Source organism: Pseudomonas sp. GCM10022186 (assembly GCF_042656385.1).
Classification (GTDB): Bacteria; Pseudomonadota; Gammaproteobacteria; order Pseudomonadales; family Pseudomonadaceae; genus Metapseudomonas.
Map to the genome: position 1 here is coordinate 434,512 of NZ_JBHSOU010000002.1, position 22,734 is coordinate 457,245.

17 protein-coding genes are annotated in these 22,734 nt (G+C 66.4%); 9 read left to right on the top strand and 8 right to left on the bottom strand.

Going from position 1 to position 22,734, the window contains the following annotated elements:
- Nucleotides 1-9: 9 nt before the first annotated feature.
- Together ACFPU0_RS02715 and ACFPU0_RS02720 are read left to right on the top strand one after the other, a co-directional pair.
- Nucleotides 10-1,458, top strand: coding sequence for an alanine/glycine:cation symporter family protein (locus ACFPU0_RS02715; protein WP_377691239.1), 1,449 nt, complete (start codon nt 10-12; stop codon nt 1,456-1,458).
- Nucleotides 1,459-1,553: 95 nt separating this feature from the next.
- Nucleotides 1,554-2,537 (top strand): asparaginase, encoded by a 984-nt coding sequence (locus tag ACFPU0_RS02720; RefSeq protein ID WP_377691240.1) that lies wholly within the window; start codon nt 1,554-1,556, stop codon nt 2,535-2,537.
- A 203-nt stretch (nt 2,538-2,740) separates the two neighbouring features.
- Here ACFPU0_RS02720 and oadA read toward each other — a convergent pair whose 3' ends face one another.
- The gene (gene oadA, locus ACFPU0_RS02725) at nt 2,741-4,546 is read right to left on the bottom strand and encodes a sodium-extruding oxaloacetate decarboxylase subunit alpha (protein ID WP_377691241.1); all 1,806 of its coding nucleotides are present in this window, start codon (nt 4,544-4,546) and stop codon (nt 2,741-2,743) included.
- A gap of 16 nt (nt 4,547-4,562) precedes the next feature.
- Nucleotides 4,563-5,978, bottom strand: a complete 1,416-nt coding sequence (locus tag ACFPU0_RS02730; protein WP_377691242.1) for an acetyl-CoA carboxylase biotin carboxylase subunit — start codon at nt 5,976-5,978, stop codon at nt 4,563-4,565.
- A gap of 201 nt (nt 5,979-6,179) precedes the next feature.
- Here ACFPU0_RS02730 and ACFPU0_RS02735 point away from each other — a divergent pair, with 201 nt between their 5' ends.
- Nucleotides 6,180-7,127 carry a LysR family transcriptional regulator gene (locus ACFPU0_RS02735; protein ID WP_377691344.1) on the top strand — a complete coding sequence of 316 codons (948 nt, stop codon included), beginning with the start codon at nt 6,180-6,182 and terminating at the stop codon, nt 7,125-7,127.
- Here the strand turns inward: ACFPU0_RS02735 and ACFPU0_RS02740 are convergent.
- Nucleotides 7,069-7,290 carry a PA3496 family putative envelope integrity protein gene (locus ACFPU0_RS02740; protein ID WP_377691243.1) on the bottom strand — a complete coding sequence of 74 codons (222 nt, stop codon included), beginning with the start codon at nt 7,288-7,290 and terminating at the stop codon, nt 7,069-7,071. The genes ACFPU0_RS02735 and ACFPU0_RS02740 overlap by 59 nt on opposite strands.
- A gap of 164 nt (nt 7,291-7,454) precedes the next feature.
- Nucleotides 7,455-8,321 carry a transcriptional regulator HexR gene (hexR, locus tag ACFPU0_RS02745; RefSeq protein WP_377691244.1) on the bottom strand — a complete coding sequence of 289 codons (867 nt, stop codon included), beginning with the start codon at nt 8,319-8,321 and terminating at the stop codon, nt 7,455-7,457.
- A 197-nt stretch (nt 8,322-8,518) separates the two neighbouring features.
- Between hexR and zwf the strand changes: the two genes are divergently transcribed.
- Entirely contained in the window at nt 8,519-9,943 is a 1,425-nt protein-coding gene (gene zwf, locus ACFPU0_RS02750; protein ID WP_377691345.1) for a glucose-6-phosphate dehydrogenase, read from the top strand.
- A 158-nt stretch (nt 9,944-10,101) separates the two neighbouring features.
- Nucleotides 10,102-11,451, top strand: a complete 1,350-nt coding sequence (yegQ, locus tag ACFPU0_RS02755; protein WP_377691346.1) for a tRNA 5-hydroxyuridine modification protein YegQ — start codon at nt 10,102-10,104, stop codon at nt 11,449-11,451.
- A gap of 151 nt (nt 11,452-11,602) precedes the next feature.
- Here yegQ and ACFPU0_RS02760 read toward each other — a convergent pair whose 3' ends face one another.
- The gene (locus tag ACFPU0_RS02760) at nt 11,603-14,488 is read right to left on the bottom strand and encodes an EAL domain-containing protein (protein ID WP_377691245.1); all 2,886 of its coding nucleotides are present in this window, start codon (nt 14,486-14,488) and stop codon (nt 11,603-11,605) included.
- Nucleotides 14,489-14,689: 201 nt separating this feature from the next.
- Between ACFPU0_RS02760 and uvrD the strand changes: the two genes are divergently transcribed.
- The 3 genes from uvrD to ACFPU0_RS02775 all read left to right on the top strand — a co-directional run bounded on the left by uvrD (nt 14,690) and on the right by ACFPU0_RS02775 (nt 18,647).
- Nucleotides 14,690-16,870 carry a DNA helicase II gene (uvrD, locus tag ACFPU0_RS02765; RefSeq protein ID WP_377691246.1) on the top strand — a complete coding sequence of 727 codons (2,181 nt, stop codon included), beginning with the start codon at nt 14,690-14,692 and terminating at the stop codon, nt 16,868-16,870.
- 219 nt (nt 16,871-17,089) lie between these two features.
- Nucleotides 17,090-17,665 (top strand): TetR/AcrR family transcriptional regulator, encoded by a 576-nt coding sequence (locus tag ACFPU0_RS02770; RefSeq protein WP_377691247.1) that lies wholly within the window; start codon nt 17,090-17,092, stop codon nt 17,663-17,665.
- Between the two features lie 124 nt (nt 17,666-17,789).
- Complete coding sequence (locus ACFPU0_RS02775) at nt 17,790-18,647, top strand: Tim44 domain-containing protein (RefSeq protein WP_377691248.1); 858 nt, start codon at nt 17,790-17,792, stop codon at nt 18,645-18,647.
- Between the two features lie 136 nt (nt 18,648-18,783).
- Here the strand turns inward: ACFPU0_RS02775 and ACFPU0_RS02780 are convergent, their stop codons facing one another.
- Nucleotides 18,784-19,248: an aminoacyl-tRNA deacylase gene (locus ACFPU0_RS02780; protein WP_377691249.1), complete on the bottom strand. Its 465-nt coding sequence runs from the start codon at nt 19,246-19,248 to the stop codon at nt 18,784-18,786.
- Nucleotides 19,249-19,532: 284 nt separating this feature from the next.
- On the opposite strand from ACFPU0_RS02780, the gene ACFPU0_RS02785 reads away from it, so the two are divergent.
- A complete protein-coding gene (locus tag ACFPU0_RS02785) occupies nt 19,533-19,940 on the top strand; it encodes an SMI1/KNR4 family protein (RefSeq protein WP_377691250.1) in 408 nt (135 codons plus the stop codon).
- 5 nt (nt 19,941-19,945) lie between these two features.
- On the opposite strand, the gene ACFPU0_RS02790 is transcribed toward ACFPU0_RS02785, so the two are convergent.
- Nucleotides 19,946-21,706, bottom strand: a complete 1,761-nt coding sequence (locus ACFPU0_RS02790) for a cation:proton antiporter (protein ID WP_377691251.1) — start codon at nt 21,704-21,706, stop codon at nt 19,946-19,948.
- A 219-nt stretch (nt 21,707-21,925) separates the two neighbouring features.
- Nucleotides 21,926-22,588: a GntR family transcriptional regulator gene (locus ACFPU0_RS02795; protein WP_377691252.1), complete on the bottom strand. Its 663-nt coding sequence runs from the start codon at nt 22,586-22,588 to the stop codon at nt 21,926-21,928.
- Nucleotides 22,589-22,734: the final 146 nt, after the last annotated feature.

A 22,734-nucleotide genomic window follows, 5' to 3' on the forward strand; every position in this document is an offset into this window, starting at 1 on the left:
GTCTCACTCATGCTTGAAGTGATCAACGATTTCCTCTCGGGGAAAGTGCTCATCGTGCTCATCGTCGGGCTCGGCACCTATTTCACCCTCCGCTCCCGCTTCGTCCAGTTCCGCCATTTCGGCCACATGTTCGGCGTGTTCAAGGAATCCATCCGTGGCCAGGCCGGCCAGCTGAGCTCCTTCCAGGCCCTGATGCTGAGCCTCGCCGGCCGCGTCGGCGCCGGCAACATTGCCGGTGTGGGCATCGCCGTGACCCTGGGTGGCCCGGGTGCGGTGTTCTGGATGTGGGTGACCGCCCTGGTCGGCATGTCCAGCAGCTTCTTCGAGTGCACCCTGGCCCAGGTCTACAAGCGCGCCGACGGCGACGGCCTGTACCGCGGCGGCCCTGCCTACTACATCGAGCACGGCCTGAAGCTGCGCTGGATGGCCATGGTCTTCGCCACCCTGCTGCTGGTGACCTACGGCTTCGCCTTCAACGGCCTGCAGTCCTTCACCGTCACCCACTCGCTGGAAAACGCCTTCGGCCTGCCCGTGCAGTACACCGGCATCGGCCTGGCCGTGCTCCTGGGCCTGGTATTCATCGGCGGGATCAAGCGCATCGCCGCGGTGTCGGACCTGCTGGTACCGGTCAAGACCCTGGCCTACATCGGCGTGACCCTCTACGTGATCTTCACCCAGATCGAACTGGTGCCCGGCATGCTGGTGACCATAGTGAAGAGCGCGTTCGGCCTCGAGCCCGCCTTCGCCGGCCTGCTCGGCAGCGCCATCGTGATGGGCGTGAAGCGCGGCGTGTTCGCCAACGAAGCGGGCCTGGGCAGCGCGCCCAACGTGGCCGCCGTGGCCGCCGTCAAGCACCCGGCCGCCCAGGGCGTGGTCCAGGCCTTCAGCGTGTTCCTCGACACCTTCGTGATCTGCACCTGCACCGCGCTGCTGATCCTGCTCTCCGGCTTCTACACCCCAGGCTTCGAAGGTGACGGCATCGTCCTGACCCAGAACTCCCTGGCCGCCGTAGTGGGCGATTGGGGCCGGATCTTCGTCAGTGTGGCGTTGAGCCTGTTCGTCTTCACCTGCATCCTCTACAACTACTACCTCGGCGAGAACGCCCTGCAGTTCCTGGCCGGCCGCAGCCGCGCCGCCCTGCTGGGCTACCGTGGCCTGGTGCTGGCGCTGATCTGCTGGGGCTCGATGCAGAACCTGGGCACCGTGTTCGCCTTCGCCGACATCACCATGACCTGCCTGGCCTTCGTCAACCTGGTGGCCCTGGCCCTGCTGATCAAGGTCGGCCTGCGGGTGATGCGTGACTACGACGAGCAGCGCAGGGCGGGCATCGAGCAGCCGGTGTTCGATTCGGCCAAGTTCGCCGACCTGAACCTGGATCGCGATGCCTGGCCAGCCAACCCGGCAACCGATGCGCCCACCGTCACCGTCTCCCACGGCCTGGCGCAAAGCCACCGCTGATCGCGGGTCCCGGTAGTACCTGGTGCCGCTCCTCCGCTGACGCGGGGAGCGGCACCGTCGTTTCCGCACCCTGAATTTCTTATGTGATGCGCACCATGAATGCTGTGAAGAACCTCTTCGTGCTCTACACCGGCGGCACCATCGGCATGCTGCAGACCCCGGAAGGCCTGGCCCCGGCCAGCGGCTTCGAATCCCGCATGCACGAGCAGCTGGCGATCCAGGGAATGGCACTGGATTGGCACTTCCAGGAACTCCTGCCACTGATCGATAGTGCCAACATGCGCCAGGCCAACTGGCTGGCCATGCGCGACGCCATAGTCGAAGCGGTGCAACGCGGCCATGACGGCGTGCTGCTGCTGCACGGCACCGACACCCTGGCCTACAGCGCCGCGGCCCTCGCCTTCCTCCTGCTCGGCCTGCCGGTGCCGGTGCTGCTGACCGGCGCCATGCTGCCGGCCGGCAGTGACGGCAGCGATGCCTGGCCCAACCTGCTGGGCGCCATCCGCGCGCTGCAGGCGGGCATCGCGCCCGGCGTGCACCTGTTCTTCAACGGCGAACTGCTGCACGGGGCCCGTGCCAGCAAGCTGCGCTCGGAAGCCTTCGATGCCTTCGCCGAGCTGCCGCGCCCGCGCGAGGGCGAACGTGCCGCGGTCATTCCGCCCGGCCTCGACTACCGCTCCCCGCGCCAACCGGTGAACCTCGCCGTGCTACCGCTCTTCCCCGGTATCCAGACCAGCCATGTCGAAGCCCTGCTCGGCAGCGGCGTGCGCGGCCTGTTGCTGGAGTGCTACGGCAGCGGCACCGGCCCCTCGGACGACAAGGCCTTGCTGGACGTCCTGCGCGCCGCCCACCAGCGTGGCGTGGTGCTGGCCGCCAGCAGCCAGTGCCCGGCCGGCCATGTGCAAGCCGGTGTCTACGCCGCCGGCAGCCAACTGCTCGCCACCGGCCTGGTGCCGGCCGGCGGCATGACCCGCGAGGCAGCCCTGGGCAAGCTGTTCGCCCTGCTGGGCGCCGGACTCCGGCAGGAAGAGGTGGAGCAGTGGTTCGCGGTGGACCTGTGCGGGGAGTTGGTGGACTGACCCTGCTGCCACCAACCATCCGGCGGGCGCTTTTTCTGCAGGGGCGAATTCATTCGCCAAGGGTCGCGAAGCGGCCCCCTTGGGAACCCGAAAGGCAGGCCTTCGGCCTGCTTGGCGAATAAATTCGCCCCTACAGCTGCAAGTCGAGCCGACATAAAAAAGGGGAGCCTTGCGGCTCCCCCAGGGGACTATCGCCGGAGCAATCAGGCGATTTCGATCAGGACCTCGCCCGGGTTCACGCGGTCGCCCTTGGCCACATGGATGGCCTTGACGGTACCGGCGATGGGCGCCTGGACCTCGGTTTCCATCTTCATCGCCTCGGTGATCAGCACGGCCTGGCCGGCTTTCACCTGGTCGCCTTCCTTCACCAGTACGTCGACGATATTGCCCGGCATGGTGGTGCTGACATCGCCCGGAGCGCTGGCCTGCTTGCGCTTGCTGCCGCTGCCACCGATGAACTCGTTGAGCGGCTCGAACACCACTTCTTCCGGCATGCCGTCGATGGCCAGGTAGAAGTGGCGCTTGCCGTCGCTCTTCACGCCCACACCGGTGATGTCGATGCGGTAGCTCTCGCCGTGCACGTCCACCACGAACTCGGTGGGAACGCCTTCGCCGCCGACCGAGACCGCGCCATTGCCGGAGGGGATCGGCAGCAGCTCTTCCGGCTTCAGGGTACCGGCGGCGCGCTCTTCGAGGAACTTGCGCCCGATGTCCGGGAACATGGCGAAGGTCAGCACGTCTTCCTCGGACTTGGCCAGGCTGCCGATATCGGCGCGCAGCTTGTCCAGTTCCGGCTTGAGCAGGTCGGCCGGACGCACCTCGATGATGTCCTCGTTGCCGATGGCCTGGCGGCGCAGCTCTTCGTTGATCTGGCCGGCCGCCTTGCCATAACGACCCTGCAGGTAGAGCTTCACCTCGTTGGTGATGGTCTTGTAGCGCTCGCCGGCCAGCACGTTGAAGAAAGCCTGGGTACCGACGATCTGCGAGGTCGGGGTCACCAGGGGCGGGAAGCCAAGGTCGGCGCGCACGCGCGGGATCTCTTCGAGCACTTCGTTCATGCGGTTGAGCGCACCCTGCTCCTTGAGCTGGTTGGCCAGGTTGGAAATCATCCCGCCCGGTACCTGGTTGACCTGCACGCGGGTGTCGACGCCGGTGAATGCGCTCTCGAACTGGTGGTACTTCTGGCGCACGGCGTAGAAGTAGACGCCGATTTCCTGGATCAGCTCCAGGTCCAGGCCGGTGTCGTACTCGGTGCCGCGCAGGGCCGCGACCATCGACTCGGTACCCGGGTGGCTGGTACCCCAGGCCATGCTGGAGATGGCGGTGTCGATGTTGTCGGCGCCGTTCTCGATGGCCTTCAGCTGGCACATGCTGGCCACGCCGGCGGTGTCATGGGAGTGGATGAACACCGGCAGGCTCAGCTCGGCCTTCAGTGCCTTCACCAGTTCGCCGGTGGCGAAGGGGGTCAGCAGGCCGGCCATGTCCTTGATGGCGATGGAGTCCACGCCCATGGCGGCCATTTCCTTGGCCTGCGTCACGAAAGCGTCGATAGTGTGCACCGGGCTGGTGGTGTAGCAGATGGTGCCCTGGGCGTGCTTGCCGGCGGCCTTCACCGCTTCGATGGAGACGCGCAGGTTACGCACGTCGTTCATCGCGTCGAAGATGCGGAACACGTCGATGCCGTTGACCGCCGCCTTGGCGACGAAGGCGCGGACCACATCGTCGCTGTAGTGGCGATAGCCGAGCAGGTTCTGGCCGCGCAGGAGCATCTGCAGGCGGGTGTTGGGCAGCGCGGCCTTGAGTTTGCGCAGGCGCTCCCACGGGTCTTCCTTGAGGAAGCGCACGCAGGAGTCGAAAGTGGCGCCGCCCCAGACTTCCAGCGACCAGTAGCCGACCTTGTCGAGCTTGTCGCAGATCGGCAGCATGTCTTCGGTGCGCATGCGGGTGGCCAGCAGGGACTGGTGCGCGTCGCGCAGGATGGTATCGGTGACGGTGATCTTCTTGCTCATGTTCTGAATCCTTCCCCTACAGGCCGGCGTGGGCGGCGATGGCGGTGGCGATGGCGATGGCCAGGTGCGACGGGTTGCGCTTGATCGAGTACTGGGTCAGCTCCGGATGGGTCTCGACGAAACTGGTGTTGAACTCGGCGCTGCGGAACTCGGGATTGCGCAGGATTTCCTGGTAGTAGGGCGCGGTGGTCCGCACACCTTGCACACGCATGTCGTCGAGGGCGCGCAGGCCGCGGTCCAGGGCTTCTTCCCAGGTCAGTGCCCAGACGATCAGCTTCAGGCACATGGAGTCGTAGTACGGCGGGATGGTGTAGCCGGTGTAGATCGCGGTGTCGGTGCGCACGCCGGGACCGCCGGGGGCGTAGTAGCGGGTGATCTTGCCGAAGGACGGCAGGAAGTTGTTCTTCGGGTCCTCGGCGTTGATGCGGAACTGCAGGGCGAAGCCGCGGTGGATGATGTCGTCCTGCTTGACCGACAGTTCCAGGCCGGAGGCGATGCGGATCTGCTCGCGGACGATGTCGATCCCGGTGATTTCCTCGGTGATGGTGTGCTCCACCTGGACCCGGGTGTTCATCTCCATGAAGTACACCTCGCCCTCGGCGAGCAGGAACTCCACGGTACCGGCGTTCTCGTAGCCCACGGCCTTGGCCGCGCGCACGGCGAGGTCGCCGATGTAGGCGCGCTGCTCGGGGGTGAGCTGCGGGCTCGGGGCGATCTCGATGAGTTTCTGGTTGCGGCGCTGGATCGAGCAGTCGCGCTCGAACAGGTGCACGGTGTTGCCGAAGGAGTCGGCGAGGATCTGCGCTTCGATGTGTTTCGGGTTGACGATGCACTTCTCGAGGAAGACTTCCGCCGAGCCGAAGGCCTTGGTGGCCTCGGAGATCACCCGCGGGTAGGCCTGCTCCAGCTCCTCGTGGCTGTTGCAGCGGCGGATGCCGCGGCCGCCGCCGCCGGAGGTGGCCTTGAGCATCACCGGGTAACCGATGCGGTCGCCTTCGCGCAGGGCCTCTGCGAGATCGGCCACGTTGCCTTCGGTGCCGGGGGTGACCGGCACGCCGGCCTTGATCATGCTGCGGCGGGCTTCGGTCTTGTCGCCCATGCGGCGGATCACTTCGGCGGAGGGGCCGATGAACTTGATCCCGCGCTCGGCGCAGATTTCCGCCAGCTCGGCGTTTTCGGAGAGGAAACCGTAACCCGGATGCAGGGCGTCGCAGCCGGTCTCGACCGCCAGGTTCACCAGTTTGCGCGGGTTCAGGTAGCCCGCCAGGGGGTCGTCGCCGATGCTGTGGGCTTCGTCAGCGCGTTTGACGTGCAGGGCGTGCCGGTCGGCATCGGAGTAGATGGCCACCGAGCGGATACCCATCTCGGCGCAGGCGCGCACGATGCGGACGGCAATCTCACCACGGTTGGCGATCAGGATTTTCTTGATCACGAGTTTTCCCTCGGCCAAGTGAACAGGCGATCGGCTTAGCCGGTCGTTGAGTGACCGCAGATCGAGGTGCGGTCGCGTCATTACCCTACGCCCCGAGCGGGAATAACCCCAATCAATAATTATTGGGATATCCATTAGGATCGGCTTATAGTCAGCCACCTGCCCCGTCCCGTGAGGCCCCAATCGATGCGCAAGACCCTGCTGCGCATGACCCTGCGCCAGCTCCAGGTGTTCCGTGCGGTCTTCGAAAGCCGCTCCTACAGCCGCGCCGCCGAGGAAATGGCCCTGACCCAACCGGCTGTCAGCCTGCAGATCCGCCAGCTCGAGGAGCTGGTGGGCCAGCCGCTGTTCGAGTACGTCGGCAAGAAGCTCTACGTGACCGACGCCGCCGAGGCGCTGATGCGCGCCAGCAACGACATCTTCCAGCGCCTGGAAAGCCTCGACATGCAGCTGTCGGACCTGCAGGGCTCGCTGCAGGGCCAGCTCAACCTGGCGGTGGAATCCAGCGCCAAGTACTTCGTCCCGCACCTGTTCGCCGCCTTCCGCGAGCAGCACCCGGACGTCAGCCTGCACCTGGTGGTGACCAACCGCGCCCAGGTGATCAAGCGCCTCTCCGACAACCGCGACGACCTGGTGATCATGTCGCTGGTACCCCAGGACATGGCCCTGGAGTTCCTGCCCTTCCTGAACAACCCCATAGTCGCAGTGGCGCCACCCGGCCACCCCCTGTGCAATGCCGCCAAGCTGGTGCTGAAGGACCTGGAACCCTACACGCTACTGGTGCGCGAGGCCGGTTCCGGCACCCGCAAGGCCTGCGAGGAGTACTTCCAGCAGAAACGCGCGCACTTCGCCCAGACCATGGAAGTGGCCTCGCTGGACGCGCAGAAGGAATGCGTGGTGGCGGACCTCGGTATCGCCCTGATCCCCCGCCACGCGGTGAGCCTGGAGCTGGCCACGGGCCTGTTGCGCGAGCTGCCGGTGGAGGAATTGCCCCTGTATCGGAGCTGGTGCGCGGTGCACGCCAAGGGCAAGCGGCTGTCGCCGGTCGCCCAGGCGTTTCTAGGCTTTATCCGCGAAGAACGCGCACAGATCAGCGCACTTTCCCACCGCTTTTCCGGCGCACTGCCTTTGACGACAACAGGTAGTTGACCGCGATCAATTCGGGGTAGGGATAGTCCGAGCACTCCACTTGCAGGCGGCGTTGCTCGGCACGGTCTTCGATGGCGCGGCGGAACTGCATGCGCCGCTGGTCCTCCAGTTTGCGCCGGGTCTTGCTGTCCTGATGGGCGGATTCATCGTGAAAGCGTTGCATGGCATCTCTCCCTGGGTCGGGTCCGGTAGGCGGAGCATCGCCCAGGCCTGTGACGCTTTCGCGGCAACGCGGTGAATCTGTGGTGAAGGCGTGGGGTCAGGCTGTCGCGCCCACGGCGGACGCGGTGGGCACGAGGAGTTCCTGCAGAAGGGCGGCCGGCGGGTTCAGTCCTCGGCCGCTTTCACCGACTTCGGCGACAGCCGCAGGCTGCGCAGGCTGCGTTTCACGCTCTTGAGGTGGTTGACCAGGCTCGGGCCGCGGGCCATGGCCACGCCCATGGCCAGCACGTCGATCACCACCAGGTGGGCGATACGCGAGGTCAGTGGGGTGTAGATCTCGGTGTCTTCCTGCACGTCGATGGCGAGGTTCACCGTGGCGAGATCGGCCAGGGGCGTCTGGCTCGGGCACAGTGTGATCAGGGTGGCGCCGGCCTCGCGCACCAGGTTGGCGGTGATCAAGAGGTCCTTGGAGCGGCCCGACTGGGAAATGCAGATGGCCACGTCCGAGGGCTTGAGCGTCACCGCCGACATCGCCTGCATGTGCGGGTCGGAATAGGCCGCCGCAGTGAGCAGCAGGCGGAAGAACTTGTGCTGGGCGTCGGCCGCCACCGCGCCCGATGCACCGAAGCCGTAGAACTCCACGCGCTGGGCATGGGCGCAGGCGCCGATGGCGCGCTGCAGGGCATCCGGATCGAGCTTCTCGCGCACTTCCATCAGGGTGTGCAGGGTGGTGTCGAAGATCTTCAGGCTGAAGTCCGCCACCGAGTCGTCCTCGTGAATCGCGAACTGGCCGAAGCTGGCGCCCGCAGCCAGGCTCTGCGCCAGTTTCAGCTTGAGGTCCTGGAAGCCGCCGCAGCCGATGGCGCGGCAGAAGCGGACGATGGTGGGTTCGCTGACACCGACCCCCTGGGCCAGATCGGCCATGGAGCTGTGCATGACCGCGGCGGGATCGAGCAGAACATGGTCGGCGACCTTCAGTTCCGACTTGCGCAGCAGATGGCGCGACTGGGCGATATGTTGCAGCAGATTCACAGGGCAGGCTCTGTCTGGAAAGGGGGTTTGCGCCGGTTTCTTCCATCATGCAACCGCAGCTGAGTCGGTTATGATCGGGGAAACCAGGCTGTAGTGATCTTGTAGTTATACTACATGAGTCGCTTTTCCGCCCAGTTGAACCACCCTTTACCAGACTGCAAGGAAGGGAGAGCGAATCCTTGACCAGCTCCTGCGACATGCTCGTCTTCGGCGGTACCGGCGATCTCGCCCTGCACAAGCTGCTCCCGGCCCTCTACCACCTGCACCGCGAGGGGCGCCTGCATCCGAAGATGCGCATCCTCGCCCTGGCCCGCAACACCCTCGACCGTGACGGCTTCCTCGCCCTCGCCGAGCGCCGCTGCCGGGCCCAGGTAGCCCGCGCCGACTTCACCAGCGATGCCTGGCGCGGCTTCGCCGAACGCCTGGACTACTTCGCCATGGACGTATCCCAGAGCGCCGACTTCGGCCGCCTCGCCCGCCACCTCGGGCCGACGCCGGACTGCGGGCGGGTGCACTACCTGGCCACCGCCCCCGACCTGTTCGAAGACATCGCCGCGCACCTGGCCATCGCCGGCCTGGCCGGCCCGCATTCGCGCATCGTGCTGGAGAAGCCCATCGGCCATTCGCTGGTCTCGGCCCAGGCGATCAACGCCGCCATCGGCAAGGTGTTCGACGAATCCCAGGTGTTCCGCATCGACCACTACCTGGGCAAGGAAACCGTGCAGAACCTCATGGCCCTGCGCTTCGCCAACGGCCTGTTCGAGCCGATCTGGCGCGCCGGGCATGTCGACCACGTGCAGATCAGCGTCTGCGAGACCCTCGGCGTGGAGAACCGCGGCGCCTACTACGACCGCTCCGGCGCCATGCGCGACATGGTGCAGAACCACCTGCTGCAGCTGCTCTGCCTGGTGGCCATGGAGGCGCCGGTGCGCTTCGACGCCGAGGCGGTGCGCAACGAGAAGGTGAAGATCCTCGAGGCGCTGAAACCCATTTCCGGCCAGGACGTGCGCGACAAGACCGTGCGCGGCCAGTACAGCGCCGGCAAGATCGGCGGCCACGACGTGACCGCCTACTACTTCGAGAAGAACGTCGACAACGACAGCGACACCGAGACCTTCGTCGCCGTGCAGGCGGAGATCGACAACTGGCGCTGGGCCGGCGTGCCCTTCTACCTGCGCACCGGCAAGCGCCTGGCGCGCAAGTACTCGGAGATCGTCATCCAGTTCAAGCCGGTGCCCCACCGCCTGTTCGCCGACGGCGAGGCCAACCGCCTGCTGATCCGCCTGCAGCCGGAAGAGCGCATCAGCCTGCAGCTGATGGCCAAGAGTCCGGGCAAGGGCATGAACCTGGAGCCGGTGGAGCTCGACCTCAACCTGGCCAAGGCCTTCAGCCACCAGCGCCGCTGGGATGCCTACGAACGCCTGCTGCTGGACGTGATCGAAGGCGACTCCACCCTCTTCATGCGCCGCGACGAGGTGGAAGCCGCCTGGCGCTGGGTCGACCCGATCCTCGCCGGCTGGCACGAGCATTACCAGAGCCCGCGCCCCTACCCCGCCGGCTCCACGGGGCCGGAGCAGGCCCACAGCCTGCTGGAATTGCACGGACGGGAGTGGAACGACTGACCTGACTCGATGGTGGAAAGAAAAGCGCTTTCCACCCTACGGAGGTGCAGGCCTTGTGTAGGGTGGAAATCCGCTTGGCGGATTTCCACCGCAGCGGCGCATTCGCATTGCTCTGGAGCAATGAAGCCCCCTCACCCGCTCCCTAGAATCGCGCGTCCATCGCTCCCACCACGAGCCGCGCCATGCACAGCCCCGAACTGCTCTCCCCCGCCGGTACCCTCAAGGCCATGCGCTATGCCTTCGCTTACGGTGCCGACGCCGTCTACGCCGGCCAGCCGCGCTACAGCCTGCGGGTGCGCAACAACGAATTCGACCACGCCAACCTGGCCCTCGGCATCGAGGAGGCCCGGGCCGCCGGCAAGCGCTTCTACGTGGTGGTGAACATCGCGCCGCACAACGCCAAGCTGCGCACCTTCCTCAAGGACCTGGAGCCGGTGATCGCCATGGGGCCGGACGCACTGATCATGTCCGACCCCGGCCTGATCATGCTGGTGCGCGAGCACTTCCCGGCCATGCCCATCCACCTCTCGGTGCAGGCCAACGCGGTGAACTGGGCCAGCGTGAAGTTCTGGCAGCAGCAGGGCCTCAGCCGGGTGATCCTGTCCCGCGAGCTGTCCCTGGAGGAAATCGGCGAGATCCGCCGCGAGGTGCCGGGCATGGAGCTGGAGGTCTTCGTGCATGGAGCCCTGTGCATGGCCTATTCCGGGCGCTGCCTGCTGTCGGGTTACCTCAACCACCGCGATCCCAACCAGGGCACCTGCACCAATGCCTGCCGCTGGCAGTACGGCGCCACGCCCGCCCGCGAAGACGAACTGGGGCAACTGGTGCCCACCCTCGGCTGCGGCGCGCCGAGCGAGCGGCTGTTCCTGCTGGAGGAAGCCAATCGCCCCGGCGAGCTGATGTCCGCCTGGGAGGACGAGCACGGCACCTACATCATGAACTCCAAGGACCTGCGCGCCGTGCACCACGTGGAGCGGCTGCTGCGGATCGGCGTGCACTCGCTGAAGATCGAGGGCCGCACCAAGTCGCACTTCTACGTGGCGCGCACCGCCCAGGCCTACCGCAAGGCCATCGATGACGCCCGCGCCGGGCGGCCCTTCGACCGCAGCCTGATGGACGACCTCGAGTCCCTGGCCAATCGCGGCTACACCGAGGGCTTCCTGCGCCGCCATGTGCATGACGAGTACCAGAACTACGAACATGGCTACTCCATCGCCGAGCGCCAGCAGTTCGTCGGCGAGCTGACCGGGGTGGTCCGCCAGGGCCTGGCGGAGGTCAGGGTGAAGAACCACTTCGCGGTGGGCGATCGCCTGCAACTGATGACGCCGCAGGGCAACCTGGACTTCCGCCTGGAAGCGCTGGAGAACCGCTTCGGCGAGCGCAAGGTGGTGGCCCCCGGGGATGGCCACATCCTCTACCTGCCGCTGCCGACGGACCTGCCCCTGGACAACGCCCTGCTGCTGCGCTGGTTCAGCACGGGCAACAGCCGTACCGCCGGGACTGAGTAGTCCCGTAGGGTGGACCACGCTTCACCGGTCCACCATTCGGGGCTCGGCTGGGCACCGATGGTGGATGAAAAGAGCGTCATCCACCCTGCGACGGGATCGGCTCCTGCATGGATGCCCTACATCCTGCGGCCTGGCGGGCCGCTTCCCGGCCTCAGCGCCAGAGCGCCGAGGCCTGCTCCCTGAGCAGCCGGGCGAACTGCGGCGCCTCCACCGGCGGGCTGATCAGGTAGCCCTGGATCTCGTCGCAGCGCTGGCTGCGCAGGAAGTTCAGCTGCTCGTGGTTTTCCACGCCCTCGGCCACCACCTTCAGCTCCAGGCTGTGGGCCATGGCGATGATCGCGCGGGTGATGGCGGCGTCCTCGCTGCCGGCGGAGAGGTCGCGGATGAAGGTCTGGTCGATCTTCACGTAGTCCACCGGGAAGCGCTTGAGGTAGCTCAGGGACGAGTAGCCGGTGCCGAAGTCGTCGATGGCCAGCTTCACGCCGATCTGGCGCAGTTGGTGGAAGGTGGCGATGACGTTCTCGACGTTCTCCAGCAGGTGGCTTTCGGTCAGTTCGAGCTCCAGCAGGCGCGCTTGCAGGCCGGTCTCCTCCAGCACCTGGCGCACCAGGCTGACCAGGTTGCCCTGGCGCAACTGGTGCATCGACAGGTTCACCGAGACGCGGATGTCCGCCAGCCCCTGGCGCTGCCATTCGCGGGCCTGCAGGCAGGCCTGGCGCAGGACGAATTCGCCGATGGGGGCGATCAGCCCGGTTTCCTCGGCCAGGCCGATGAAATCCCCCGGCGGCACCAGCCCCTGCTGCGGATGGCGCCAGCGCACCAGCGCCTCGGCGGCGTTCAGGCTGTTGTCGGCCAGGCCCAGCTTGGGCTGGTAGAAGACCTCCAGCTGGCCTTCGTCGATGGCCTTGCGCAGCTGGTTCTCCAGCTGCAGACGCTCCAGGGTGCAGGCCTGGAGGTTGTCGGTGAAGAACTGGAAGGTATTGCCGCCCAGGTGCTTGGCGTGCTGCATGGCCATGTTCGCCTGGCTGATCAGGGCGGAAATGTCGCGGGCGTTCTCCGGCAGCAGGCTGATACCGAGGGAGCCACTGATCACCAGCTCGTGGCCGCCCACGGTCATGGGCATGCGCAGCTTGCCGAGCAGGCGGCTGGCCTGGCGCGCCAGGCTGGACAGGCTGCCGTAGGCATCGAGGATCACGGCGAACTCGTCCCCCGAGAGCCGCGCGATGGTGTCGGCTTCCGGCACCGCCTGGGTCAGGCGGCGGCTGACCTGGCGCAGCAGCTGGTCGGCCACCTCATGGCCGAGGCTGTCGTTGAGGACCTTGAAGCGGTCCAGGTCGATATGCAGCAGGGCCAGGCTGCGGCCGCTCTGGCGCGCACGCTGGCTGGCCTCGTGCAGGCGGTCCTTGAACAGGGTGCGGTTGGCCAGGCCGGTGAGTTCGTCATAGCTGGAGAGATAGCGCAGGCGCTCCTCGGCCTCGCGGCGGGCGGAAAGGTCGGCGAAGAATCCGACTATATGGCTGACGTTGCCCCGCGAGTCGCGCACCATATTGAGCTGCAGCCACTGGGGGTAGAGCTCGCCGCTCTTGCGGGTGTCCGTCAGTTCGCCCTGCCAGCTGCCGCTCTGCTCCAGCTCCTGGCGGATCAGGTGGTAGCGGCGGCGGGCCTCGCGACTGCCGATCAGGGTGGCGACGCTGCGGCCGATCACCTCGTCCTGGCGATAGCCGGTGACCTGGCTGAAGGCCGCATTGGCCTGGATCACCCGGTACTCCGGGTCGAGGATGACGATCCCCTCGCTGGCCGCTTCGAACACCGTGGCCGCCAGGCGCTGCTCCTCGTCCCGGACCTTGCGGGCGCTGATGTCGCGGCGGGTACCGAGCATGCGCAGCACCTTGCCGTTGTCGTCGCGCTCCACCACCCTGCCGCGATCCTCCACCCAGACCCAGTGGCCATCCTTGTGGCGCACCCGGTAGTCGATGGAATAACCGTCGGTGCGCCCCTTGAGGTGCTCCACCAGGGCCCGGCGCAGCAGCGGCAGGTCGTCCGGGTGCAGGCGCGGCTTGAGGTCGCTGAGCACCCGGGTCACATCCTCGGCCTCGATGCCGAAGATGGCCCTGAGCTGGGAGTGGTGGACCTCGTCGGTCTCCAGGTTCCAGTCCCACAGGCCCAGTTCGCTGGCCTCCAGGGCCAGGGCCAGGCGCGCCTCGCTCTTGGACAGGGCATGGCTGGCGTCGGCCAGCTCCAGGGTGCGCTGGGCCACGCGCATTTCCAGTTCGCCATGGGCCCGGCGCAGCTCGCGCTCGGCGCGGCGGCGCTGTTCCACCTCGCGGGCCAGTTCTCCGTTGAGGCCCTCGGCGCGGGCCTTGGCCGCTTCCAGGTGGCTGATCAGCGCCTGGTTCTGGAAGCGTTGCAGCAGGCTGCGTTGCACCAGCCGGTTGACCTGCCAGGCCACCACCATGAGCGAGGCGGCGAGTATCACCCCGAGCACGCCCCAGCCCCTGAGCAGCGGCGTATCGCCCAGCAGCAGCCAGGCGATGGACGGCACCAGGCAGGGCAAGGCGAAGGTGAGGAAAGCCGAAAGGCTGACGGCGTAGGCGACGCTGGCGGAGAGAATGGCCGCGGCGATCAGGCCGTAGACCAGCGCCTGCTGGAGGAAGGCATCCGGCGGCACCAGGGCCACGGCGGCGAAGGCCAGGGTCAGGCCGGAGGCCCCGGCGCCGAGGAGAAAGGCCCGGCGCCAGCGCGGCTCGGCCTGCTGCGACGGCAGCGCATGCTTGAACGCGGCCACCTGGGTCAGGCGCAGGATGGCCAGCAGCACCAGCCAGGCCAGCCAGCCGCCCAGCAGCAGGCCGTTGCCCGGCCCCCAGAGCAGGTAGGCGCAGGCCAGGCCGTTGAGCAGCATGAACAGCGTGGGAACCTGGGATCCCTGATAAAGCAGGCGTGTGCGTTCGGCGGCAATGTCGGTCGCGAACTGCTGGCGGATCTCGCGACCGTCGGCCAACGACAGGGCTTGGCCGACGGGCAATGAATTGGCGGTCATAGGCGCTTTTGTTGTAGTGGTCTGCCCAAGCGAGCCCGGAGCTTACCCGAGCGGGGAGTAGCTGCAATAGCTTTATGTGCGAGCTTCCGGAGCAGCGTCCCCCAACTTTAGGAGGGTCTCTGGCACGGGGATCGGCGACCGTCCGGCCGACCATCCGGTCATCGGTTTGCCCTGCCCCGGCCACACCCATAGAATGCCGCGATGCGCGACGATCTCTCCCTCCTCCTGAACTCCCTCAACGACGCCCAACGCCAGGCCGTAGCGGCCCCGCTGGGGCGTCAACTGGTGCTTGCCGGCGCCGGTTCCGGCAAGACCCGCGTGCTGGTGCACCGCATCGCCTGGCTGATCCAGGTGGAGCAGGCCTCGCCCCACTCGATCCTGTCGGTGACCTTCACCAACAAGGCCGCCGCCGAGATGCGCCAGCGTATCGAGCAGCTGCTGGGGATCAACCCGGCGGGCATGTGGGTCGGCACCTTCCACGGCCTGGCGCACCGCCTGTTGCGGGCCCACTGGCAGGAAGCGGGGCTGGCCGAGAACTTCCAGATCCTCGACAGCGACGACCAGCAGCGCCTGGTCAAGCGGGTGATCCGCGACCTCGGCCTCGACGAGCAGCGTTGGCCGGCGCGCCAGGCCCAGTGGTTCATCAACGGACAGAAGGACGAAGGCATCCGTCCGCAGCACATCCAGGCCGGCGGCGACCTGTTCCTCGGCACCATGCTGAAGATCTACGAAGCCTACGAGGCCGCCTGTGCGCGCACCGGAGTCATCGACTTCTCCGAACTGCTGCTGCGCGCCCTCGATCTCTGGCGCGACCGCCCGAGCCTGCTGGAGCACTACCAGCGGCGCTTCCGCCATGTGCTGGTGGACGAATTCCAGGACACCAACGCCGTGCAATACGCCTGGCTGCGCCTGCTCGCCAAGGGTGGCGAAAGCCTGATGGTGGTGGGCGACGACGACCAGTCCATCTACGGCTGGCGCGGCGCGCGGATAGAGAATATCCAGCAGTTCTCCGGCGACTTCCCCGATACCGAGGTGATCCGCCTGGAGCAGAACTACCGCTCCACCGCGAGTATCCTCAAGGCCGCCAACGCCCTGATCGCCAACAACCAGGGGCGCCTGGGCAAGGAGCTCTGGACCGAAGGCGAAGACGGCGAGCCCATCGGCCTCTACGCCGCCTTCAACGAGCATGATGAAGCCCGCTACGTGGTGGAGAGCATCGAGAGCGCCCTGCGCGACGGCCTGGCGCGCAGCGAGATCGCCATCCTCTACCGCTCCAACGCCCAGTCGCGGGTGCTGGAAGAGGCGCTGCTGCGGGAGAAGATCCCCTACCGCATCTATGGCGGCCAGCGCTTCTTCGAGCGCGCCGAGATCAAGAACGCCATGGCTTACATGCGCCTGCTCGACGGCCGCGGCAACGACGCCGCGCTGGAGCGGGTGATCAACGTGCCGCCGCGCGGCATCGGCGAGAAGACGGTGGAGAGCATCCGCGAGTTTTCCCGCGTCAACCAAGTCTCCATGTGGGAGGCGATGCGCCTGATGATCGCCAACAAGGCCCTCGCCGGCCGCGCCTCCAGCGCCCTGGCGGCCTTCATGGAGCTGATCGAGAACCTCGCCGCCAAGGTCCTGGACATGCCCCTGCACCTGATGACCCAGACCGTCATCGAGCAGAGCGGCCTGGTGGCCTATCACAAGGACGAGAAGGGCGAGAAAGGCCAGGCCCGGGTGGAAAACCTGGAAGAACTGGTCAGCGCCGCCCGCGCCTTCGAGAACGAAGAAAGCGAGGAAGACCTCACCCCGCTGCAGGCTTTCCTCAGCCACGCCTCGCTGGAGGCCGGCGAAACCCAGGCCGACGCCTTCGAGGACAGCGTGCAGCTGATGACCCTGCACAGCGCCAAGGGCCTGGAGTTCCCCCTGGTGTTCCTGGTGGGCATGGAAGAAGGGCTGTTCCCCCACAAGATGAGCATGGAAGACCCGACGCGCCTGGAAGAGGAACGCCGCCTGGCCTATGTCGGCGTCACCCGCGCCATGCAGCGCCTGGTGCTGACCTACGCCGAAACCCGCCGGCTCTATGGCAGCGAGACCTACAACAAGGTCTCGCGCTTCGTTCGCGAGGTGCCGCCGCAGTTCATCCGCGAAGTGCGCCTGAACAACAGCCTCAGCCGCCCCATGGGCGCCGCCAGCCGCCACGGCTCGATCTTCGACGGTGCTGCCGTGCCGGAAACCCCCTTCTCCCTGGGCCAGCGGGTGCAGCACTCGCTGTTCGGCGAGGGCACCATCCTCAACTTCGAGGGCGCCGGCGCCCAGGCGCGGGTGCAGGTGAAGTTCGAAAGCGAAGGCAGCAAGTGGCTGATGCTGGCCTACGCCAAGCTGCAGCCGCTCTGAACAGACGCCCCTCTGCATTCTTCTGTAGGGGCGAATTCATTCGCCAAGGGCAGCGCAGCTGCCCCATGCAATTTCAAGGGCGAACCTGCGGTCCGCTTGGCGATTGAAATCGCCCCTACAATCTGGGGCCCCCAAAAAAATTCCGGCACGTCCCTCCGCCCGTCCGATCCGCCTGTCACTGGCACAAGCTTGGCCATACTGAGGAGCGGAGGTAATTCCATGCCCCGCTCCCCCAGCGCCCAGCAGATACTCGATTGCGCCCTGAACCTGGCCGACACCTGCGGCTGGGAGCGCCTGCACCTGTTCGAGGTGGCCAATGAACTCGGCGTCGGGCTCGACGCCATCGCCAGGCACTACCGGCAGAAGGACGATCTGGTGGAAGCCTGGTTCGATCGCGCCGACCAGGCCATGCTGGTGCGCGGCAAGGGCGGCGACCTGACGGCGCTGAGTGCGGAAAAACGCCTGGAAGAACTGCTGATGAGCTGGCTCGGCGCCCTGGCACCGCACCGCTCGGTGACCGGGCAGATGCTGCTCTACAAACTGGAACCCGGGCACGTCCACCTGCAGGTGCTGGGCCTGTTGCGGGTGAGCCGCACGGTGCAGTGGTGGCGCGAGGCGGCGCAGCGGGAAACCCTGCACCTGTGCCGTATCGCCGAAGAAAGCCTGCTCACCGCCACCTACCTGCGCACCTTCCTGCACTGGCTGCGCCACCCCATGGAGGATGAGGCCGACCTGCGCGCCCTGCTGCGTCGCCAGCTGCGCTGCGGTCCCCTGGTGTTCCTGTTGCGCAGATGAACGGCCTGCCCGAAAAAGGCCGACGCGCCTGTACGACAAAATCCCGAAACACTCTCCCCCTAGCCATAGCGCGACCGACTGTGCAGCATGGCGCGCGTAGATTCATAACCAAGAGAAGCCCCTGATGCGCCGATTCCTCAGTATTGCCCTGGCCCTCTGCGTCGGCCTGACGCTGAGCCTGGATGTCAACGCCGCCAAGCGTATGGGCGGCGGCAAGTCCTTTGGCTCCGCGCCGACCCACCAGACCCGCCAGGCCGCGCCTGCCCAGCAAACCCCGAACGCCGCGGCCCCCGCTGCTGCCGGCAAACCGGCCGCCGCCAGCGGCGCCTCCCGCTGGCTCGGCCCGCTGGCCGGCATCGCCGCCGGTGGCCTGCTCGCCTCCATGTTCATGGGCGACGGCTTCGATGGCATGCAGATCTTCGACTTCCTGATCATCGGCCTGATCGCCTTCCTGATCTTCCGCTTCCTCGCCGCCCGCAAACGCGCCCAGCAACAGGGCCACCCTGCCATGGCCGGCCACGGCTCGGCGCCCTTCCAGCGTGAAATGCCGCAGCAGCAGGCGCCGATCTTCGGCAGCGCCGCGCCGGCCGTAGCCCAGCCGGCCTTCAACGCCCCCAGCTGGTTCAACGAGCAGCGCTTCATCGAAGCCGGCCGCGAGCACTTCATGGCCCTGCAACAGCACTGGGATGCGGCCGAGATGGACAAGATCGCCGAGTTCGTCACCCCGCAGATGCTCAGCTTCCTGAAGGAAGAGCGCGCCAGCCTGGGCGACGCCTACCAGTCCACCTACATCGACAACCTGCAGGTGCAGCTGGACGGCATCGACGAGCTGGCCGACAAGACCGTCGCCACCCTGACCTTCGCCGGCGTGTCCAAGTCCTCGCGCTTCGACCAGGGCGAGGCCTTCAGCGAAAGCTGGCGCATGGAGCGTGTGAACGGCGACAACCAGCCCTGGCTGGTGGCGGGCATCCGCCAGAACTGATCGACCTTGCACTGCAGAACCCCGGGCTTGTCCCGGGGTTTTTCATTGGCGCCGGCCACCACCCCGCCGCCAGCGGCGACGGGCGATGGAACGGCGGAACCAGAAGGGCGGCGGTACCGGGGGACGATTAGTGCCCTTAGTGGCAGAGCTCGCAGACTTCGGCATCGGGCACCAGCTTCAGGTAGTCGTCCATGCGCATGTGCACCAGGTTCTCGTGATCGCCGGCTTCCAGGTAGATATCCCGCTGCCGCGTGAGTTGCGGGTCCACCAGCATGTTCATGCCGTAGGGCTCGCCCAGGGCCGGCAGGGCGCCGAGTTCGCAGTCCTTGAACAGGCCGGCCAGGGTGGACTCGTTGGTCAGTTGCCAGGTCTTGGCGTCCTTGCGCACCTTGCCCACGTCCAGATGCCGGCTGGCGGGTACCACCGCCATGAGGAAATGGCCTTGGCGGTCATCGAGTATCACCGGCTTGGCCAGGCGCTCCGCGGGCACGTTGGCCACCCGCGCCGCCTCCAGGCTGGTGGCCGAGTGCGGGTGCGGTACCAGGTCGAACTGGGCATGGGCACGCTCCAGGCTGCGCTGCAGGGTTGCGGCCATTCGCATGATGCACCTCCTGTGGATGTGCAGGGTTGTAGGCTGCATCGCGCAGCCGGATCGGTGCTCAAAGTTTAGCCAGCCCATCCCGGCCCGGCTGAAGCAGTTGGTGCTGAGCAGCGCACCCTAAAGCAGTCCGGGGTCTATGGGCGCACAGTTTTCGCCCTGCGGGATTCGCCAATCAATTCGCCCCAGCCGGGCATGGGGCCGCAGGCTTTTCATCGACAACGCTTTTTTCTTCCCGGCCCCGGCTACTGTATAAAGCGCATCCCAATGCATGAGGGCCTGTAGCCATGGAAGAAGTCATCGAACAGCTGCGTGAACTCAATGAGCCGGTGCCGGTTACCCTGGAGCTTCCGGACGAGGAGCTGCTGGTGGAAATCGAGGAGCAGCTCCTGATCAACCTGCCCTTCGAACTCCGCGAGTTCCTGCTCAAGGTCAGTGACGTCGTCTATGGCCGCCTGGAGCCGGTGACGGTCACCGATCCGCAGTCCCATACCTTCCTGCCGGAAGTCGCCGCCGTCGCCTGGGACCTGGGCGTGCCCCGCGACCTGGTGCCACTCTGCCAGGACGGCCGTGACTACTACGTGGTCGACGGCGAAGGCGAAGTGCTGCTGTGGGACGGCGACGAGGAAGAACTCACCGACGAGAGCTGGGACTCGGTGTGGCATTGGGCACGGGACGTCTGGCTCACCAGTTGAAGCCCTCAGCGGTGGTTGTCCTGGCTCTGCTCCAGGGTCTCCATCAGCGCGATCTGCATCCGTGAATGCACGCGGATCAGCCAGCGCCATAGCAAGGCGCTGACGCCCGCCGCCAGCAGGGCGATCAGCACCAGCAGTTCCAGGGTGGGCAGGATGCTCGCCGACAGCGCCATCAGCAGCAGCATGATGCCCAGCAGCGAGAGCAGCGGGATGACTTCGGCGATCACCTTGCGCACCCGCTCGGTGTGGCGCCCGGCCTTGTCCGGAGTCACGCCCATCTCCGCCAGCAGCATGGAAAGCGCCTTGAGCTTGCGGTAGGCGGCGATCAGGAAGGGCAGCGAGAGCAGTAGCGCGCCCCCCCAGATCAGCGCCTTCTGCAGGTTGGGCGAGCTCACCCAGTCGCTCAGGTAGCCTGCCAGGGTGCCGGCGAAATAGGCGCTGCCGAGGAAGATCGCCACCACCAGCGCCAGGTTCACCAGCACCTGCAGCAGGATCTTGCGGATCATCTTCGCCAGCACCGCGCCCTGGCCCTGGGGCTGGATGCTGCGCAGCCAGTCGCCGTAGTAACCGAACACCCGCGCCAGCGGGCGCGGCATCACCCTGGCCAGCTTGATCGAGAGCGGGTCGGCGGCGCGGATCAGGTAGGGCGTCAGCAGGGTGGTGATGGCCGACACCCCCACCACCACCGGGTAGAGGAAGTCGCTGGTGACCTGCAGGGTTATCCCCAGGGCGGCGATGATGAAAGAGAACTCGCCGATCTGCGACAGCCCCATGCCGACCCGCAACGAAGTGCGTCCGTCATTGCCGGCGATGAAGGCGCCGAGGCCGCAGGAAAGCATCTTGCCCAGCACCACCGCCAGCGTGATGACGACGATGGGCCAGGCATATTCCAGCAGCACCCTGGGATCGATCAGCAAGCCAATGGCGACGAAGAAGATGGCACTGAACATGTCGCGCACCGGCTCCACCAGGCGCTCGATCTGCACCAGCTGGCGCGATTCGGCCATGATCGCGCCGATCAGGAAGGCGCCGAGCACCATGCTGTATTCCAGCTTCACCACCAGCAGGCAGAAGCCGAAGCACAGGCCGAGCACCGTCACCAGCAGCATCTCGTTGCTCTCGAACTTCGCCACGTAGGCCAGCAGGCGCGGCACCAGCAGGATGCCGATGACCAGCGCGACGATCATGAACAGGCTCAGCTTGCCCACGGTGGCGAAGACCTCGCCGGTTTCCACCGAACCGCTCACGGCGATGCCCGAGAGCAGCGCGATGATGCCGATGCCGAGGATGTCCTCGACTATCAGCACGCCGAAGATCAGCTGGGCGAAACGCTCGTTCTTCATCTTCAGGTCGCTGAGGGCCTTGACGATGATGGTGGTGGAGGAAATGGCCAGGATGGCGCCGAGGAACAGCGAATCCATGGTGCTCCAGCCGAAGTAGCTGCCGATCTCGTAGCCGATCCAGATCATCAGCACGATTTCCAGGAAGGCGGCGATAAAGGCGGTGGCCCCCACCCGGAACAGCTTGGCCAGGCTGAACTCCAGCCCCAGGCAGAACATCAGGAAGATCACCCCCAGCTCGGCGAGGGTCTTGATGGTTTCTTCGTCGTGGATCAGTTCGAAGGGCGGCGTATGCGGGCCGATGATGAAGCCGGCGACTATGTAGCCCAGCACCACCGGTTGTTTGAAGCGATGGAAAAGGATGGTCACCATGCCCGCGACCAGCATGATCACGGCAAGATCCTGGATGAAAGCGATGGCATGCATGGTGTTTCACTCCTTTTCTGCGATGCGCGGCACAGTGGGCCCGCGCGCGGGCTACTCGCTCGGCTCCTGCGGAACCATGTAGGAAATAGGGAAGTTGGGGCTAGGAACGTTCGCAGGTTATCACCGCGGCCGGCCATGCCAGACCTGCGCAATACTCGGTAACACTTGCTCCGGAACCCGCCGGGAGCGAAGCCGGATCGCTCCCGCGGGACAGGGTGATCAGCCGCTGCGGGCCTGGGCGAAATCCAGATCCAGGAGGTTCAGCAGCACCTGTCCGAAATAAGACAGGTCCTGTTCGATGGCGACGCGCGCGGCCTTGCCATCGCCGGCCTGCAGCGCCTTGAAGGCATCCTCGTGGAAATCGTTGAGACGCAACGAGAGGTCCGCCTCGGTGAACAGGCGATTGAAGAAGGGGCCGACCTGCAGCCAGAGGGATTCGATGGTGCGCAGCAGCACCGGGTTGCCGCAGGCGCCGTAGAGCACCCGGTGGAACTGGCTGTTGGCGGTCAGGTAACCCTGCACGTCGCGCCGCTCGATGGCGTTGTCCATGCGCGCCATGCAGCCTTGGAGAATCTCCAGCTCCTCGCCGGACAACCTGTCCACCGCCGCTTCCACGGCCATGCCTTCCAGGGCCATGCGCACCTGGTAGATCTGCATGAAGCGTTCGCGGGTCATGGGCGGCACGCGCACCGAGCGCTGTGGTTCGCCCTCCAGCGCGCCTTCGGCCACCAGGCGCTGCAAGGCGGCGCGCACCGGCATCGGGCTGGTGCCCCAGGCAGCGGCGAGATCGCGGATCTTCAAGCGCTCGCCGGGTTTGAACTGGCCTGCCAGGAGGCCTTCGCGTAGTCGTTGGTAAAGCTGTTCCTGCAGGTTCTCGGCCATGGGCATATCACCGTGCGAGGGCCGGCGGCGCCGGCAGTTGGTTCAGGGTCAGGCTGCAGTTACGCATGGTCTTGGTCGCCTTTCTGTCTTGGGGTTGTTGTCGAGGCTTACGCCGGGATGAGGGCTGCGGAGTGTATCGCGGCCGC